This window comes from Polaromonas sp. P1_F9 (genome assembly GCF_056405615.1).
On the sequence record NZ_JBFUBT010000004.1, the window covers coordinates 617,289 to 633,223 of the forward strand.

General features: G+C 63.2%; 9 protein-coding genes. 6 read left to right on the plus strand and 3 right to left on the minus strand.

The window, feature by feature from the left end:
* Positions 1 to 7 precede the first annotated feature (7 nt).
* The 3 genes from AC1DYR_RS14355 to AC1DYR_RS14365 all read left to right on the plus strand — a co-directional run bounded on the left by AC1DYR_RS14355 (position 8) and on the right by AC1DYR_RS14365 (position 2,531).
* Entirely contained in the window at positions 8 to 1,288 is a 1,281-nt protein-coding gene (locus AC1DYR_RS14355) for a serine hydrolase domain-containing protein (RefSeq protein WP_477705667.1), read from the plus strand.
* A 93-nt stretch (positions 1,289 to 1,381) separates the two neighbouring features.
* Positions 1,382 to 1,753: a CidA/LrgA family protein gene (locus tag AC1DYR_RS14360; RefSeq protein ID WP_477705668.1), complete on the plus strand. Its 372-nt coding sequence runs from the start codon at positions 1,382 to 1,384 to the stop codon at positions 1,751 to 1,753.
* Positions 1,746 to 2,531 carry an LrgB family protein gene (locus AC1DYR_RS14365; protein ID WP_477705669.1) on the plus strand — a complete coding sequence of 262 codons (786 nt, stop codon included), beginning with the start codon at positions 1,746 to 1,748 and terminating at the stop codon, positions 2,529 to 2,531. The genes AC1DYR_RS14360 and AC1DYR_RS14365 overlap by 8 nt, the downstream gene beginning before the upstream one ends.
* 54 nt (positions 2,532 to 2,585) lie before the next feature.
* On the opposite strand, the gene AC1DYR_RS14370 is transcribed toward AC1DYR_RS14365, so the two are convergent.
* Positions 2,586 to 3,149 (minus strand): bactofilin family protein, encoded by a 564-nt coding sequence (locus tag AC1DYR_RS14370; protein ID WP_477705670.1) that lies wholly within the window; start codon positions 3,147 to 3,149, stop codon positions 2,586 to 2,588.
* A 324-nt stretch (positions 3,150 to 3,473) separates the two neighbouring features.
* On the opposite strand from AC1DYR_RS14370, the gene AC1DYR_RS14375 reads away from it, so the two are divergent.
* From AC1DYR_RS14375 to fusA, 3 genes are all read left to right on the plus strand, one after another.
* Entirely contained in the window at positions 3,474 to 4,052 is a 579-nt protein-coding gene (locus AC1DYR_RS14375; protein WP_477705671.1) for a methylated-DNA--[protein]-cysteine S-methyltransferase, read from the plus strand.
* Between the two features lie 40 nt (positions 4,053 to 4,092).
* On the plus strand, positions 4,093 to 4,797 hold the full coding sequence (locus tag AC1DYR_RS14380) for a glutathione S-transferase family protein (protein ID WP_477705672.1): 705 nt from the start codon (positions 4,093 to 4,095) through the stop codon (positions 4,795 to 4,797).
* 128 nt (positions 4,798 to 4,925) lie between these two features.
* Entirely contained in the window at positions 4,926 to 7,031 is a 2,106-nt protein-coding gene (fusA, locus tag AC1DYR_RS14385; protein WP_477705673.1) for an elongation factor G, read from the plus strand.
* Positions 7,032 to 7,284: 253 nt separating this feature from the next.
* On the opposite strand, the gene AC1DYR_RS14390 is transcribed toward fusA, so the two are convergent.
* Together AC1DYR_RS14390 and AC1DYR_RS14395 are read right to left on the minus strand one after the other, a co-directional pair.
* Complete coding sequence (locus AC1DYR_RS14390; protein ID WP_477705674.1) at positions 7,285 to 9,744, minus strand: hypothetical protein; 2,460 nt, start codon at positions 9,742 to 9,744, stop codon at positions 7,285 to 7,287.
* Between the two features lie 71 nt (positions 9,745 to 9,815).
* Positions 9,816 to 15,854 carry an SdrD B-like domain-containing protein gene (locus tag AC1DYR_RS14395; protein WP_477705675.1) on the minus strand — a complete coding sequence of 2,013 codons (6,039 nt, stop codon included), beginning with the start codon at positions 15,852 to 15,854 and terminating at the stop codon, positions 9,816 to 9,818.
* Positions 15,855 to 15,935 lie beyond the last annotated feature (81 nt).

Genomic DNA, 15,935 nt, shown 5'->3' on the forward strand with positions numbered 1-15,935 from the left:
CAAAAAAATGCATGCAATACCGTTCAGCGGTTTTCCCACCATGCGCCGCCAGCTCTGTCGCGGCTTGTCAGTCGCGTTGCTGGCGTTCGTCCCGCAGTGGGGCTGGTGTGTCGAGGCAGGGCAGTCATTGCCCCACCTCGAGCCCTTCGACAGGGCCATGCTGGAGATCATGAAAAAGCACGATGTCCCGGGCGCCAGCCTGGCCGTGGCCAAGGACGGCAAGCTGCTCCTTGCCAAAGGCTACGGTTATGCCGACAGGGACAAGCAGGACGCCATGACACCGCAAACCCTGTTCCGCATGGGAAGCATCAACAAGACATTGACAGCGGTCATGGTGCTCAAGCTGGCAGAGGATGGAAAGCTGAAGCTGGACGACCCGGTGCTGCCCTTCTTCGAGAAAGCCGGGATAGCGCCCGGCTCCCCCGCTGACCCGCGCGCCAGGGACATCCGCATCCGGCACCTGCTTCAGCATTCAGGCGGGTTCGATCGGGAGCGCTCTGGCGATCCTTTTTTTCAGCCCCGGCTCAGGGACGTTGCCCGCCGGCAAGGCGTCGCGCCCGTTACCTGCGATGCGATCATCCGGGACTCCCTGCAGGACAAGCTGGACTTCACGCCCGGCGAGCGCTTCGCCTATTCCAACACCGGCTACTGCATGCTCGGAAGGGTTGTGGAAATCGTCACCGGCGAATCCTACCGAGCCTTCAGCAGCCGGGAGTTTCTGATGCCGTCCACCGGCAAAGGCTTTCAGGCCGCAAGCAGCACCGAGAGCCGGCAGGGCGAGACGAAGTACTACGCGTATCCCGGAGAGCCGCTGCAGCGCGGCGCACCGGGTGTTACGAACGCGAATGTGCCCAGCCCTTACGGCTCCTACTCCGTCGAAAACATGGACGCGCTGGGCGCCTGGATCGCGACGCCAACAGATGTGCTGAAGTTTTTCCTGGCGATCGACGGTGCACGGGGAAAACGCCTCCTGAATGAGGACTCGTTGCGGACCATGCGCAGCGAGCCGACGCTGGAAAAAGATGGCAATCCGCGCAGCTTTTATGCGGCAGGCATTCACGTCGTCAGGAGTGACAAGGGCGATAACTGGTGGCACACGGGCAGCCAGCCGGGCCTGCAGACCCTGGCGCTTCGGACCCGGCAAGGCTATGCATGGGTGGTGGCCTTCAATTCCAGGCCGGACCCATCCGGGCGCCGCGCCTTCTTCAACGACATCGACCAGGCGCTGTGGGACGCGGCGAATGCGGTACGGGAGTGGCCGCAAGGGGATCTTTTTGCCAATCCTTAAACTTTCCAGTGTGGGTATTGCCATGACCATTCGAGCAATTCCGGGCGATGCCCTCGCATCGAGAGTGCATTCGCCCGCCGTGGAAATCACGGCATGACAGCATTGCGGGGTTTGGCCTGGTTACTCGTTTTTCAGTCCACAGGGGAACTTCTTTCTCGCGGTTTTTCCCTGCCGTTTCCGGGTCCCGTGATCGGCATGGTTTTGCTCCTGCTGGGCCTCCAGTCATACACGGTGCGCACCCCTGTGGCAGTGTGCGCAGACTTCCTGCTCTCGCACCTTTCGTTACTCTTTGTGCCTGTCGGCGTCGGGGTCATGACCCATCTTTCACTGGTCAGCCAGTACGGCGCACGCATGCTGCTGGTCGTGGTGGTGTCCACTTTGGCGGGTTTGCTCGTGACCGTGCTGGTGCTGCACCTGCTGCGGGACCATAGCGACACCCCTCCCCAGGATCCTCCACATGCCTAAATTTGTGGAGTTATGGGTCTACCTGTCGGCCACACCCCTGTTTGGCTTGACCGCGACGCTGGTGGTGTATGTGCTCGCGCAAGCTGTTTATGCTCGTCTCGGACAAGCGCCCTGGGCCAATCCCGTGTTGTGGACGGTCGTCTGCCTGGCCGGCACCCTGCTGGCCACCGGTGTGCCTTACCCCACCTATTTTGCGGGCGCCCAGTTCATACATTTCCTGCTCGGCCCTGCGGTGGTGGCACTGGCGTGGCCACTGTGGTTGCGGCGCGAAGAACTGCGCAGGCGCTGGGGCCGCCTGCTGCTTGCGGCTCTGGCCGGTGGTGCTGCGGCCAGCGGATCGGCGTTGCTGCTGGGATGGGCCGTAGGTTTGCCCGTCGAAGTTACCCTGTCGCTTGCGCCCAAATCTGTCACCGCACCGGTCGCCATGGGTATTGCGGAGAAGATCGGCGGAATCCCTGCGCTGGCGGCTGTGTTTGCCGTGGTCACTGGCCTCGTGGGTGCGCTCAGCGGCAAATATCTTTTTGACGCCTTGCGAATTCCCGTTGACGCTGCGGGATGGGCCGCACGTGGTTTTGCACTGGGCACGGCATCTCATGGGCTGGGCGCCGCGCGGGCATTGCAGGTTAATGCCGATGCAGGCGCCTACGCCGGGTTGGCGTTGGGCCTGCAGGTGGTTCTGGCGTCCGCGCTGATACCGTTGGTATTCCGGTGGCTACAGCCCGAACGGCAAACACGAAAACTCCGCATCACCTTCCTGCCGCGAGCAACAGGGAAGTGATGTGGAGGGTTCACTGGCGCGTTTGAAACGCGCCCTGTTGTTGCTTTAAGTCTCCTACACCGCCTGCAAACCTGGTTTGACCACGCTCGCCGGCTTGGCCGAAGCCAGTGCACCGAACAGGATCTCGCCCGAGAGCTGTCCGCCTTCTTCAATCACCAGCTTGCCGTAGCGGATGATGCCCGTGACTTTCCCGGTCGAGTAAATCACCAGTTTCTGCCGCACTGTAAGGTTGCCGTTGAATTCGCCGCGGATTTCCGCCACATCTATTTCTGCGGAGCCCTTGAATGCACCCTGCTCGGCAATCTGGATCACACGCGAATCCATGGTGGCCTCCACCAGGCCTTCGACCACCAGCGTATCGCAGTCCGTAATCTCCACGCCCTTGAGTTTGATGTTCGGGCCGACCGTCAATTTGCTGCCGCCTTCTTTTACCGTGCTCGCAGGCGCTTCATTGACCGCCTTGGCGGTGTTTTGCTGGTTCACATTTGTGGACGACGCTCCCGACTGCAGCGCGCCGGAAGCACTGGACGTGCCCGTGGTCCCATAGCCATTTCCCGGGCCATGACGCAAGCCCGTTGGTGTCTCGTTTTCTCGCTTGCCAAAGAACGGTGTTGCCATTGTGAGTTCCTTCAAAAAGAACGCATGGTACGTCTGCAGAAAATTAAAAGCTTCAGTGGTATGCAAGATAGGTAACGAAATTAATTCTTACATTCCCTTGTTTACATTCACCCTGCGGCAATAACAACAGGCTCTATGCGCGCCTATGTGCGGCTGGCAATGCATGAGGAAAACTCCGTCCAATTGACACCCGAGACCTGCCCGTTTCGTATCGGTACGACGATTTTTTTGACGTGGCGTTGGCCGCAGTTCGCAGCACCGACCTCCCCTATTGAAATGCCTCAAACCTCAGATACCGGGGTCGCGTGTAGCATGTCGGACACCATGGCCACTGACAGTGAACTTCACGCCTTCGCACTTTTCGGCACTGCCGTTGGGCAGTGCGCGCTGGTGTGGAACGCACACGGGATTGCGGCCGTACGGCTGCCCGAAACATCGGAGAGCCGCATGCTGTCCCGTTTGCACGGGAAGTTTGCGCAGCTGGCCCCTGCCGCGCCGCCGCACGGCATGCAACTGGCCATAGACGCCATGACAGCCCTGCTGGCAGGTGAGGCCCGTGACTTGCGCTTTTGCACACTGGACCTGCGTCACGTCCCCTCTTTCAACCGCCGGGTGTACGCGATTGCGCAGGAGATTCTTCCAGGCAAGACCCGAACGTACGGTGATATCGCCACCGAGCTTGGCGAACCCGGTTCGGCGCGTGCCGTGGGTCAGGCGTTGGGGCACAATCCGTTTCCCATCATCGTGCCTTGTCACCGCGTTCTGGCGGCTGGCGCGCAGTCGGGTGGTTTTTCCGCGCCTGGCGGCGTCTCGACCAAGCTGCGCATGCTACTGATTGAAGGCGCCGAGATCGGCGGCGCACCCGGCCTGTTTGACCGTGAGCCGCCGCCCTCCACCTCATAGTCATTGAACAAACGCCCATCACCACGAAACTCACCCACCCATGCCGCACACCTCTACAGAAAAAACGCCCGCGATTCGTCTCTATTCAGCCCGCCTCAGCATGTTCGGCGCCAAGGTGCAGATCGCCGCGTTTGAAAAAGGCATACCGCTCGATATCGTCATGGTGCCCTTCACGCAGACCGAGGGCTATTCGCCCAAGCACCCGGAGGTCGTGCGAATCAACCCAAAAAAGCAGGTGCCCGTACTGATCAACGGCGACCTGGAGCTGTTCGACTCGACGCAGATCCTGGAGTACCTGGAAGACCTGAAACCGCAGCCTGCGCTGTGGCCGGCCGGGATCGCCGCCCGCGCCCGCGCCCGCCAGATGGAGCACATGTCGGACGAGGTTTACTTTCCTCACATCATCCGGCTCATGGGGCTGCAGCACAGCCTTGACGATCCGCAAGCGGTCGCCGCGATTGATGGTGCGCGGGCCTTCTACACGCGGCTTGAAAATCTCCTGCAAGGGCGGGAGTTCGTGATGGAGAGCTTCTCGTTTGCCGATATCGCCCTGTACATGGCAATACTGTTTGGCGAACGCCTGGGCGCGCCCCTTACACCGGCCACACCGTTGCTGCTGGCATGGCGCGACAGGATGAGTGCGCGGCCTTCGGTGCAGAGCGCGGTGATTCCCATGGCGAAATACCTGTTGTCGGACGGCAGGCCTTTGCCTGCCTTCATGGCCGAAATGCTGCAAGTGGCCTGACACCAGGGCCCACACCCGACGTGGGTGCTCGGGGAAAACCGAGCAAAAACCGGCGCTTTGGCGCAAACTGGCGAGCTGGCCGTGCAAACAAATCCAACAAGCGCGGACCGGCAAAAAAGGAGTCCGTCATGCCCCGCCACACCCCCATCGAGCGTTATCGCAACATCGGCATCAGCGCGCACATTGATGCCGGCAAAACCACCACGACCGAACGCATCCTGTTCTATACAGGTGTGAACTACAAGATCGGCGAAGTCCATGAAGGTACGGCCACCATGGACTGGATGGAGCAGGAGCAAGAGCGCGGCATCACCATCACCTCGGCAGCGACCACCGCCTTCTGGAAAGGCATGGCCGGCAACTACCCCGAGCACCGCATCAACATCATCGACACTCCCGGCCACGTCGACTTCACCATCGAGGTGGAGCGCTCCATGCGCGTGCTCGACGGCGCCGTGATGGTGTATGACGCCGTGGGCGGCGTGCAGCCGCAGTCAGAAACCGTCTGGCGCCAGGCCAACAAATACAAGGTGCCGCGCCTGGCATTCGTCAACAAGATGGACCGCGTGGGCGCGGACTTTTTCCGCGTGCAACGCCAGATCAGCGAGCGCCTCAAGGGTGTAGCCGTGCCGGTGCAAATCCCGGTGGGCGCCGAGGACCACTTCCAGGGGGTGGTCGACCTCGTCAAGATGAAGGCCATCATCTGGGACGACACCAGCCAGGGCTTGCATTTTGAATACGGTGATATCCCTGCGGATCTGGTGGACACCGCCAACGAGTGGCGCACCAAGATGATCGAGGCGGCCGCCGAAGCCAACGACGAATTGCTCAACAAATACCTGGCGGGCGAACCCCTGAGCGAGGACGAGATCAAGCAGGGCCTGCGCCAGCGAACCATCGCCAACGAGATCGTGCCCATGCTCTGCGGCAGCGCCTTCAAGAACAAGGGCGTGCAGGCCATGCTGGACGCGGTGATCGACTACATGCCTTCGCCGGTGGACGTTCCCGCCATCCTGGGCCACACCGAAGACGACGGCGAGGCCGAGCGTCATCCGAAAGACGACGAACCCTTCTCCGCGCTGGCCTTCAAGATCATGACCGACCCCTATGTCGGTCAACTGATTTTCTTTCGCGTTTACTCGGGCGTGGTCAAGGCCGGCGACACGGTCTACAACCCCGTCAAGGGCAAGCGCGAGCGCCTGGGCCGCATTTTGCAGATGCATGCCAATGAACGCAACGAAGTCAAGGAGGTGTATGCCGGCGACATCGCCGCCGCCGTGGGCCTGAAAGAGGCGACCACCGGCGACACGCTATGCGACCCGGCCCACGTCATCATCCTGGAGAAGATGGTGTTCCCTGAACCTGTTATTTCACAAGCCGTAGAACCCAAGACCCAGGCCGACCAGGAAAAGATGGGCATTGCGCTGAACCGCCTCGCGCAGGAGGACCCATCATTTCGCGTGCACACCGACGAAGAGTCTGGCCAGACCATCATCTCGGGCATGGGCGAGCTGCACCTGGAGATCCTGGTTGACCGCATGAAGCGCGAGTTCAGCGTGGAAGCCAATGTGGGCAAGCCACAGGTGGCCTACCGGGAGACGATCCGGCAGGCGGTGAACGATGTTGAAGGCAAGTTCATCAAGCAGTCGGGCGGGCGCGGGCAGTACGGGCACGCCGTGCTCAACCTGGAGCCGCAGCCTTCAGGCAAAGGCTATGAGTTCGTCGACGCCATCAAGGGCGGCGTGATTCCGCGCGAATACATTCCGGCCGTCAACAAAGGCATTGTGGAAACGCTCAAGGCCGGCGTGCTGGCGGGCTACCCGGTGGTCGACGTCAAGGCCACGCTGGTGTTCGGCTCTTACCACGACGTCGATTCCAACGAGAACGCCTTTCGCATGGCCGGCTCGCTCGCCTTCAAGGAAGCCATGCGTCGCGCCAAGCCGGTGCTGCTGGAGCCCGTGATGGCGGTCGAGGTTGAAATGCCCGAAGATTTCATGGGCAATGTCATGGGCGACCTCTCGTCGCGGCGCGGCATGGTGCAGGGCATGGAAGACATTGCGGGCGGCGGCGGCAAGCTGGTGCGCGCCGAGGTTCCGCTGTCGGAGATGTTCGGCTACTCGACCACCTTGCGCTCACTCACGCAGGGCCGCGCGACCTACACGATGGAATTCAAGCGATATGCCGAGGCGCCGGCCGACGTGGCCGCAGCCATCATGCGCGGCAAGGGTGCCTAGCCGGATGGCAAGCTTTTGAGCTTTTAGCCAATAGGGACGAGCGCAAACAGCTATCGATTTGATAGCAAATGAGCACTCTTTTTCTCATCCTCCCGAGTGGGACCGAAGCGACCCCGCGCTGTTATCGTCTGCTGAACTCAATGCCGGCTCAACGCCACGCTATTGATTTGATAGCTGCTTGCGCCTGTCCCTATTGCCCAGAAGGCCAAAATCACCAGGGAATTGCACATACAAGCTCCCGTCATCGGGAGGCCTACTGGTCGACCTTGACCCGGTAGGTGACGACGATCTGGGCCCCGGAAGCCAGCGAGCCGGTGAAGGTCCACTTCAGCGCCCCTTGCGCGTTCACGGCCGGCTGCGTCGTCACGACACAGCCCGTGATACCCGTCGGCAGCACGCCCGGGCAGGCGGTGGAGACGAAGCCGGTGAACGCCGGGGTCGCGTCGCTCACAAACAGCGTGGACAGCGCCTGCGTGCCGTTGTTGGTGGCCGTCAAGGTGTACTGCAGCGTGTCGCCAGGGTTGGCGTTCACGCTGGTGGCAGAGGCGATGGCCTGGGTGACGTTGCTCACCAGCTTGGCCAGCAGGAGGTCGCCTGCCTGGCCGACGGTGGTGATGTCGGTGGCAAGTAGGGTGCTGACGACCAATGCCGGAGCCGAGTTGGTGTAAGTGAAAGCGGCGCTCAGCGTAACGGTGTTCTGTGCGCCCTGGCCGGCGCCGGCCGGCACAAACTGCTTGATGACCAGGCAGATGGTCTGCCCTGCGGTGACGGTGAGGGCCGTGGTGACCTGCGTCTCGCTGGCTTCGAGCGCCGCGTTGCAGTTGCTGTCCTGGTACAGCACCTGGTTCCAGGCCGGGCTGGCCGGCGTGGCGGTGTTGGCCATCGAGAAGGTGACTGACCCGCTGGTGCCGGCGGTGTAAGTGTGGGCGTAGAACACGACCGTGCCGGGCTGGGCGGTCTGCGCGCCATTGGGACTCAGCGCGTTAGGCGCCACCATGCCGAAGCTGATGCCGGTGCGGGCCACGCCGGAGCCGGCGGTGTAGCTGACGCTGGGCCGGGTGTAGCTGCCGCCCGTGGTGCCGGCCGAGCCGCCGGTGGCGGTATAGCCGGACGGCAGCACCGGCGTGAGGACCACGGTGCCGCTGGTGGTCGCCGGTATCCACAACATGAAGCTGCCGTCACTGGCTGTGGGTTCGGTGTCCACCGTCGTCGCGCCCTGCATGGCATTGACGGTGATACCGGCCAGGCCGGGCTCCGTCCCGGCCTTCACACCGTTGTTGGCGGTGCCGCCGCCCGCGCCGTTGTCGGCAAACACATTGCCGCTCAGCGTGCTGCCGCTGTACAGGCCGAAGTTCTGCGGCGCAGGTGGTGCGCCCACGATGCTGAACTGGATCACACCGGTGGGGTTCTGCGTACCGATGAAGCCGGCGGGATACGCAGCCGCGATGTCGCTCAGCGTGTTGTTGCCGTCCACGATCAGGCAATAGTTACCCTGCTGTATGTTGGTGAAGCCGTAGGCGCCGGTGGTGGGTGTCGGCGGAGTGGTGCCGCCGGCCGGATCCACGGCGGTGTAATTGGTGACCGTGATGTTGCTGGTGGGTCTTGCCGTGATCTGCAGGGTCGAGGTGCCGCCGCTGGCGGCGATGGTGCCGACAAAATTACAGGTCACCAGCGTGCCGCTGCCGTTGGCCGCGCTCGAGCAGGTCCAGCCGGTGCCGCTGCTGCTGACATACGCCATGTTGACGGGAAGCTGATCCACCACCCGCGCCACAAAGGCCGGCGTGGTGGTGGTGGTTGCCACGGTAAGGGTGTAGACACTGTTGATGCCCACCTGCAACGCAGGGCTGGGCTGCGACTTGGTGACGGTCAGCGTGGGGTAGATGGGCGTGATGGTCACGGAGCCGTCGCCTCCGGGATTGCCGGTGCCCGGCGACGTGTTGCCGGGGACGGTCGCGCCGCCCGCGCCGCCCGCCGAGGCGCTCGCGGTGAAGGCTGAAATCAGCACCGTGTCGCGGCAGGAGCCGCCTCCCGTGGCCTGGCGGGTGGCGTTGGCACCGCTGCTGTCCACCAGTTCCGCGCCACCCACACCGGCCGCACAACCGCCGCCACCGCCGCCGCCGCCGGAACCGTCGCCGACACGCGTCGTGCCGGCGGTGCCGGCCCCGCCTTGCAAGGTGCCGATCGTTATCGCTGCCGGCAGGCCGGCCCGGCCCGGCACATCCAGTGCGCCGCCCTGCCCGCCGCCACCGCCGCCGGCGATGATCAGCCTGGCATTGGCGGCCGTGGCCACCACGCTGGCGGCACCGCCACCGGCACCGCCGCCGGACCAGCCGCTGCAGCCGGCCTGGCCACCGGAGCCGCCGGCCCAGCCCGGAGCACCGCCCGCAAGGCCGCCCGCGCCCGCCGCGTTGGCGCAGGTAAAAGCACCTTGCGATGTGTTGCCGGGCCGGCCACCTTGCCCGACGGCCACATTGAGCACGGTGCCGGGGGCGATGTAGTAAGTGCCGGTGGCCCGTGCACCCGCGGCGCCAGCGCCGCCGTCCCCGTTCAGGTCATTGCCGCCGCTGCCGCCCCCCGCGCCGTTGGCCTGGATTATCACGCCGCCAGCACCCGCCGGCACGGTATAGGTTTGCAACGCGCCTGTGTAGTTAAAGGTCGTCTGCGCCATTGCCCACGGCGCAGCCACCAGCATGATGACGGCGGCCCATGCCATGCGGCCCGCCGTGCACGACTGCGGACGCAAGCCATTGGCAAAAGAGGAAACGCCTGGACGTTGAAAAAACATCATGATTTGGGGCCCGCCGTGTTGGAAGGTGAGGCGGTGGCCGCGCCAGCCGGTTCAAACACATTCTCGTCAAACTTGAAGCGTACACGCAGGTAGACACCACGCTGGGTGTAGGCCTCGCCTGCCAGGTCAGCGGCCCGGAAGCCCTTGATGTTGTAGCCCAGTGACACCCACATGTTTTTCCAGGCCAGGTAGCCGACTTCCACGCCCACCGCGGTCTCCGCAGCGCCGTTACCCCACATGCGGTAGGCCTGCAGGCTGACGTCCCAGCGCTCGGTAAGCTCCCAGGTGGAGCGGCCGCCAATCAACTGGGTAAAGGAGCGGCTGCTGATGCCGTTGGACTTGTCGCGGCCCCATTTGGCGGCATAGCGTGCGCTCGTCACCCAGCTGCGGCTGGGCTGGATATTGAGGTGGGTGGAAAGAATCAGCCCGGATTCATCGCGGCTGACGCCCGGGCCCAGGGTGCTGTCCGAATCCTTTTTGTATTCGACACGGCCCAGCGCATTCCACACGTCAGTGCTCACCGGGCGATAGGCCACGCCGGACTGGGCTGTAATCAATTCACGCTTGCCGCCCGTGGCGCCGAGGTTGGTCTGCTCGCTGTAAAGGCCACGATTGAGCAGGGTCCAGCTGTCGTCCAGCTTGTTGGCCAGCGCGCCGGTCAGCAGCCAGCTGCTCGAAGTGGTCGATGTCTGCCACTGCACCTGGCCGGACGCTTTCCAGGTGGCCGCGGCCGTGTAGTCGGCTCCGATGGTGACGGCGCTGGAGTCGTCGATGGTCACGCCCGACAACGGTTTGATGCGCTGCAAGCTGGCGGTCAGGCCGACGCCGTTGTCCAGGCGCCAGAGCCTGCGCAGCCCGACCGCGGCCTCGCTGCTGCGGCCGTTGATGCTATCGCCCATGCGGTATTCGTTGAACAGCTGTGTGCTGTCCGACAGTTCCGTATTGAGACCGGCAACGGTGGTGTATTGCGAAGTCGACGCATTGAGCGTGTAAATGCTCTTGAGGCTGTTGATGAAGTCATGGCGCGCATACAGGCGGGTTGTTGAATTGATGGCATAGTTGCCGCCGATGCCGACCTCCCGTCCGCCGCTGCCGTCGATGGCGTATTCGGCCAGGCCATAAACGTCGGCCTGGGGTACGTTCGGCACCGGCACCGTCACTTTGACCCGCGCTGTGGTGTAGCCCACCTCTTCGGAAGAGCCTGAAGCCAGCGCCGTCGCGGAAGGCGTCACCGGAACGGTACTGCCAGGCAAGGCCGGACCGGAAAGCGCAGCGGCGGTGTTGGCGCTGCTGTAGCGCACGCCAACCTCCACCTTCACATTTCCGGGCAGGCTGTGTTCGAGCTTCAGGTCCGCGCCGGTTTGTGCCGCGCCTGTCACGCTGTTTGCAGTGCGCAGCGCTTCAGCGACAAGCCTGTTCTTGTCATCCACCGCGTAACCGATTTTTGCGCCGTATTCAGACTGCCCGGCCGACTGCACGCTGTTGGGGTTGTAAAAACCCGCACTGGTGCGCGCACCCCAGACACGCGCCTGCAGCGCCTGGTCGTCATGGCGGACTTCCACGCGCTGGCCTGAGCCGTTGCCCTGCAGATCTGTACTGCTGCGAGCGATTTCACCGGTGGCCACAGTCTTTTCGCCCAGCTTCGCCGTCACGTTCAATCCGCTGAGGTTCTGGCGATTGGCGGGGTCGGTGTCCTGCACCGCCGTCGCGCCGAGCGCTATACCCGGAACGACTTCCAGGCGCGCATCGGCGCCGGCGACCGTATGTTTGGGGCCGCCCGAGTCCACCGAATAGCTGACCCGCACGAAGATCGGGTTCAGGTCGGCGTCCACGCTCGGAACCGGAGTCTTGAGCAGGAGCTGGCCGCTGAAGGGTTCGATTTCGTAGTCGGTGAACTGCGCCAACGGCGTGTCATTGATGACGACCGATGCCTGGCTGCGGCTGCGCGTGAGGATGTCGACCTGCTGGCTATTGACCACGCCGTTGATGTTGAGCCGGAACGGCCCGGAAGTGCCATTGGCGCGGAATTCCTGCACCAGCTGTGTCGTCGCCGTGCGGCTTGCAAAGCCTTCCACGGTCACTGCGCCTTCCTGGTAACGGCCCTTGACACCGTTCAGCGCGCGCGCGTATTGCGTGAGCTGACGTGCGGCGTTGTCGCTCTGGGTTGAATAGTCGCCCAGCAGTGCGTAGTTGGTGCCGTTTTGCAGCATCACGTAGAGCTTGCCGGTGGACTGGGCGTCAAAGCCACGCGCCGACGAATCGCCATACACCGGGTAAAACTGATTGGGCTGGATGTCGCGGAACAGCGCCGTATCGGAAGGCTTGTCGGAATCGTAGGCCAGCGTCAGCAGTGAAGAACCGAGCACCTTGCCTTTGAGGAACAGCGCAGTCCGCGCAGCCGCTTCGCCCTTGCCAGCCGCAAAGCTGCGCGACGTGCTCCGGATCTGCCGTTCAAAAACATCGCCGCTTTGCGTGGGTTGCAATGCGGAAGGATTGAGGCTGCGCAGGTTGAGGGTGCCCTCCACGATACCGGCCGCAATCATGGGCCGCAGGTTGGGCATGAACTCGATGGCCGCCACAGACTTGACGGTGCCACTGGCAATACCAAGCTCCGCCTTTCCGGGCTGGGCGGGTGGCAACAACAAAAAGCGGCCCTCACCACCTTCGACAAAGACCTGCGTGCCGGGCTGGCGTGCATCCAGGTCGGGAGTCTGCCACTGGCCAAGGCTTGCCTGCAGCGTCACCTGGGTACGCGCAGCCACCGGCAGCCCTTGCGCATCGCGCAGGGAGATGGTGACGGGAACGGCAGTCACGCCGTCAGCAATCAGCTGTTTCGGCGCATCGATTTCGATTCTTGCCAAAGTTCCCGGAGCCAAAACCGTGACTTGTGCGGTTCCACGCGCGTTCCCAAAACCGTCAACAGCGCGCACGCCCAGCGTGTTGCGGCCGGGCCGGAGGTCAACACCGATGTATTCCCACGCGACGACGCGGTTCTTCTCAAGGCTGCTCTTCTTGCCTACCTGCGTGGCGGGTACCAGTTGCCCATTGAGGGTGACCTCAAACGTGGCGCCTAGCGGGCCTTTCACCCGGACGCGGGTCTGGGCTGAAGGCAACACCTGCTCGTTGACCAGCCCGACAAAACCAGTTTCACCATTGAGCTCCGGCAGGAGATCTTCCAGTGGAACGATTGCCTGTAGCGATTCGGCCGCGGGAACCGCGGAAGGTGGCACAGACTCCGACGCGACCTCCAAAGGCGTGTAAATAGGTTTGGCCAACCCCTGGGCGTTGGGCGCGTATGGTCCGCCCGGATCGCCCACGGCGCCCAGGGTGCCCGGCAGCGGTGCCGCTGAACCTGCGGGGGTATTGTTTTTCTGTGCCCCGGGCAGACCGAGCGCGCCGCTGGAGGGAAGCGTCCGGCTGTCCACCGAGGCTGCACGGCTGGACTGCAACAACTGGCCGGCGGCCTGAGTGATCTCCGAAGAATTGCCTAACGCTTTGCGGCGCAGAGCGATCTGCTCCTGAATTGCGGCCGTGCACTCGGCGATGGCAAAGTCGGCCTTGTGGAGTTCGCCATTAGTCAGGTCCACAAAACGGCTGGCCGCATCCAGGGCATTCCGGTTGTTGAGCACCTGGAGCGAAGCACCTGCAGGCAATGTGATGCTGTCGATCTTGGCGACATGGGTGCGTGGCTCGAGGCCGTAGAAACTGTATTTGCCTTCCTCGTCCGTCACGGCATAGGTGCCGTCTTCCAGATAAATCCGAACGCCCGGAATACCCGGTTCGCCAGCGTCCTGCACACCATTACGGCTGCAATCGGCAAACACCTTGCCGATCACATAGGCCTTGTTGGAAAACACACCACCGACAACCTGGACGCGAACGCTGGACCGGTTGGACCGCACCACTCCGCTGGCGGCCTGTGCGGTATTGATGCCGTCGCCGCCCTGGCTGCCCACGCCGACGCGCACGCGGTAGGTCAGCGTCGGCTGTGAGCCGGAGGCGATGGCACCCACCGCAAACTGAAGGCTGGGACCCGCACCGCCTGAAGGGTCCCCAAGGGGCGCGCCGTTGAGCCGTGCCGTGCCGCGCACATAGGCAAAGCCGGCAGGCAGGCTGTCGCTGACCACAACACCGGGGAGCGCCCCTGCGCCGACGTTGTTGAACTTGATCGAGTAGTCGACAAAGTCCCCGATTTCTGCCGTCTTCTTGTTGGCTGTTTTCTGGATAAACAGGCCACCCGCATTCGCACCAGGATCCAGGGGTACGTCGAAATGCACAGGCGCACCCGCCACGAGGAAATTGCCTCCGTAAGAGCCCGGTGTATCGATCAGCCGACCCGCAGGCTGTACCCCGGCAGGAAGCAGCGATGGAAAGGTGAAGCCCGCCGGTTGGGTGATTACCAGCCGGTATGTGCTGTTGGCCACCAGCGGAAATTCATAAAACCCGTCGGTAGCTGTCACCACAACGCTGGGAGCCGGCGTTACGCCATCCACCTGGAACACGACGGCTGGCCCACCGGGAACCCCGCCATTGCCGGCACCGGTGACGTCGATCAGCGCTACCGTGGCGCCGGCAACAGGTTGGTTGGTGGATGAATTGAACACGATGCCGGAAGGATCCACCAGCAGCGTGGTCGTCGCCGAGACGGTGATGCCGCCGCAGGAGGAAATCGTGGCCGTCACCGTGTCGTTTCGCAGCACTTCCAGTATGCCGTCGCCGGAAGCCACGATGTGCGTCGCCGCATTGGCTGTGGGAACATTCGGCATGATGCGGAAGATGCCGGTGTTGGGGCCGGTTTCCACAGCCGTAAAGGTTTCCGAATCTCCCGTAAGCCGGCTCACCAGCGTGATGGGCACCGTACCTACTGTCGTGGAGTCAGCGTTGCACACAGCAGCATTGGCCTGCACAAACAGTGGATGGCCCGGCGTACCGAGGGCGGTCCGGTTGGCATAAGAGGCGTTGCTGTAGAAAAGGATGTCCGCCGCGTATGCCGGCAACGGCAGCACCACCATATTGCTGGTGGTCGTCAACGGTGCAGCGGCGTCAGTCCAGTCCGCATAGGCCGTGCCCGACACATTGCCAGACGCGTTGGCATTCACGCTGACATTAAATGTTCCCTGGAACAATCCGCCCTGGGGCAACGCGGCAATGCCCCAGGCAACGGCATCCACCGTGGCACCACCGGGTATTGCCGTGACATAGCTGTTGGTCGCGCCGCCCAGCAGGTGATACAGCGTCTGGGCACCGGGACTGGTAGACGGCAGGGCCGAGACAAAGGCCGTGTTGACCGGCACCGGGGCGCGCAGGATAAAAAGCGCCACCGGTGCGCCATTGACAAGCACATTCGCCGGGCTGGCCGCCATGTTTCCGTTGTTGATGGCCCTTGCCGTAAAGCTGAGAGCACCACCCTGAGTGGCGGTGGCCGACGAGGCTGAATAGCTGACCTGGATTGCCGCACCATTGGTGAGATTGATCGTATCGGTGTTGGTCGCGCTGGCCCCCTGGATCTGGCTCAACGCCCTCAGGGTAATCTGGGCCGTCTGGCCAGGCGTCGCGCCCGGTGGGATCTGGCCCGTGATCAACAATCCGGCATTGGCGCCAACGGCAACCATCACGGGACTTCCGGCAGGAACCACGGGTTCACCCGCATCTACCAGACCGTTGCCATTGACGTCCAGCACCACCTGGAGATTGAGCGGTGTGAAGGCGCTACCGCCGGCCACACTGGCCGTGATCAGGTAGTTCGTCGTGCTGTTGCCGGTGTTGGCAAGGTTATGGCTGATCGTGAATGACGAACCTACGCCGATCAACAGGTTCTGGCTGGATGCCAGCGTGAGCGCTTCAAGCGTCGCCACCGTGGTGTTCACGGTGTTGGAGTTGAGGTGAACCGTCAGACCGGTCGCAGCGTCCACAAAAGTCGCCGTCGCCGTGTTGCTGATCACCGTCCCCGCCGGGGTCGGCGCTGCCTGTGCTGCTGCCCAGAAGAGCAGCAACATGCAGGATATCAGCAGCTTGCGCAGCGGGCGAGGAAGCATGGTTGATGGGCTTGTTGTTCGGTTTTCGACAGGGCGTCGCTTTCCAAAGGGCACGCAGCCGTGCCCTTTGAAAAGCGGGGA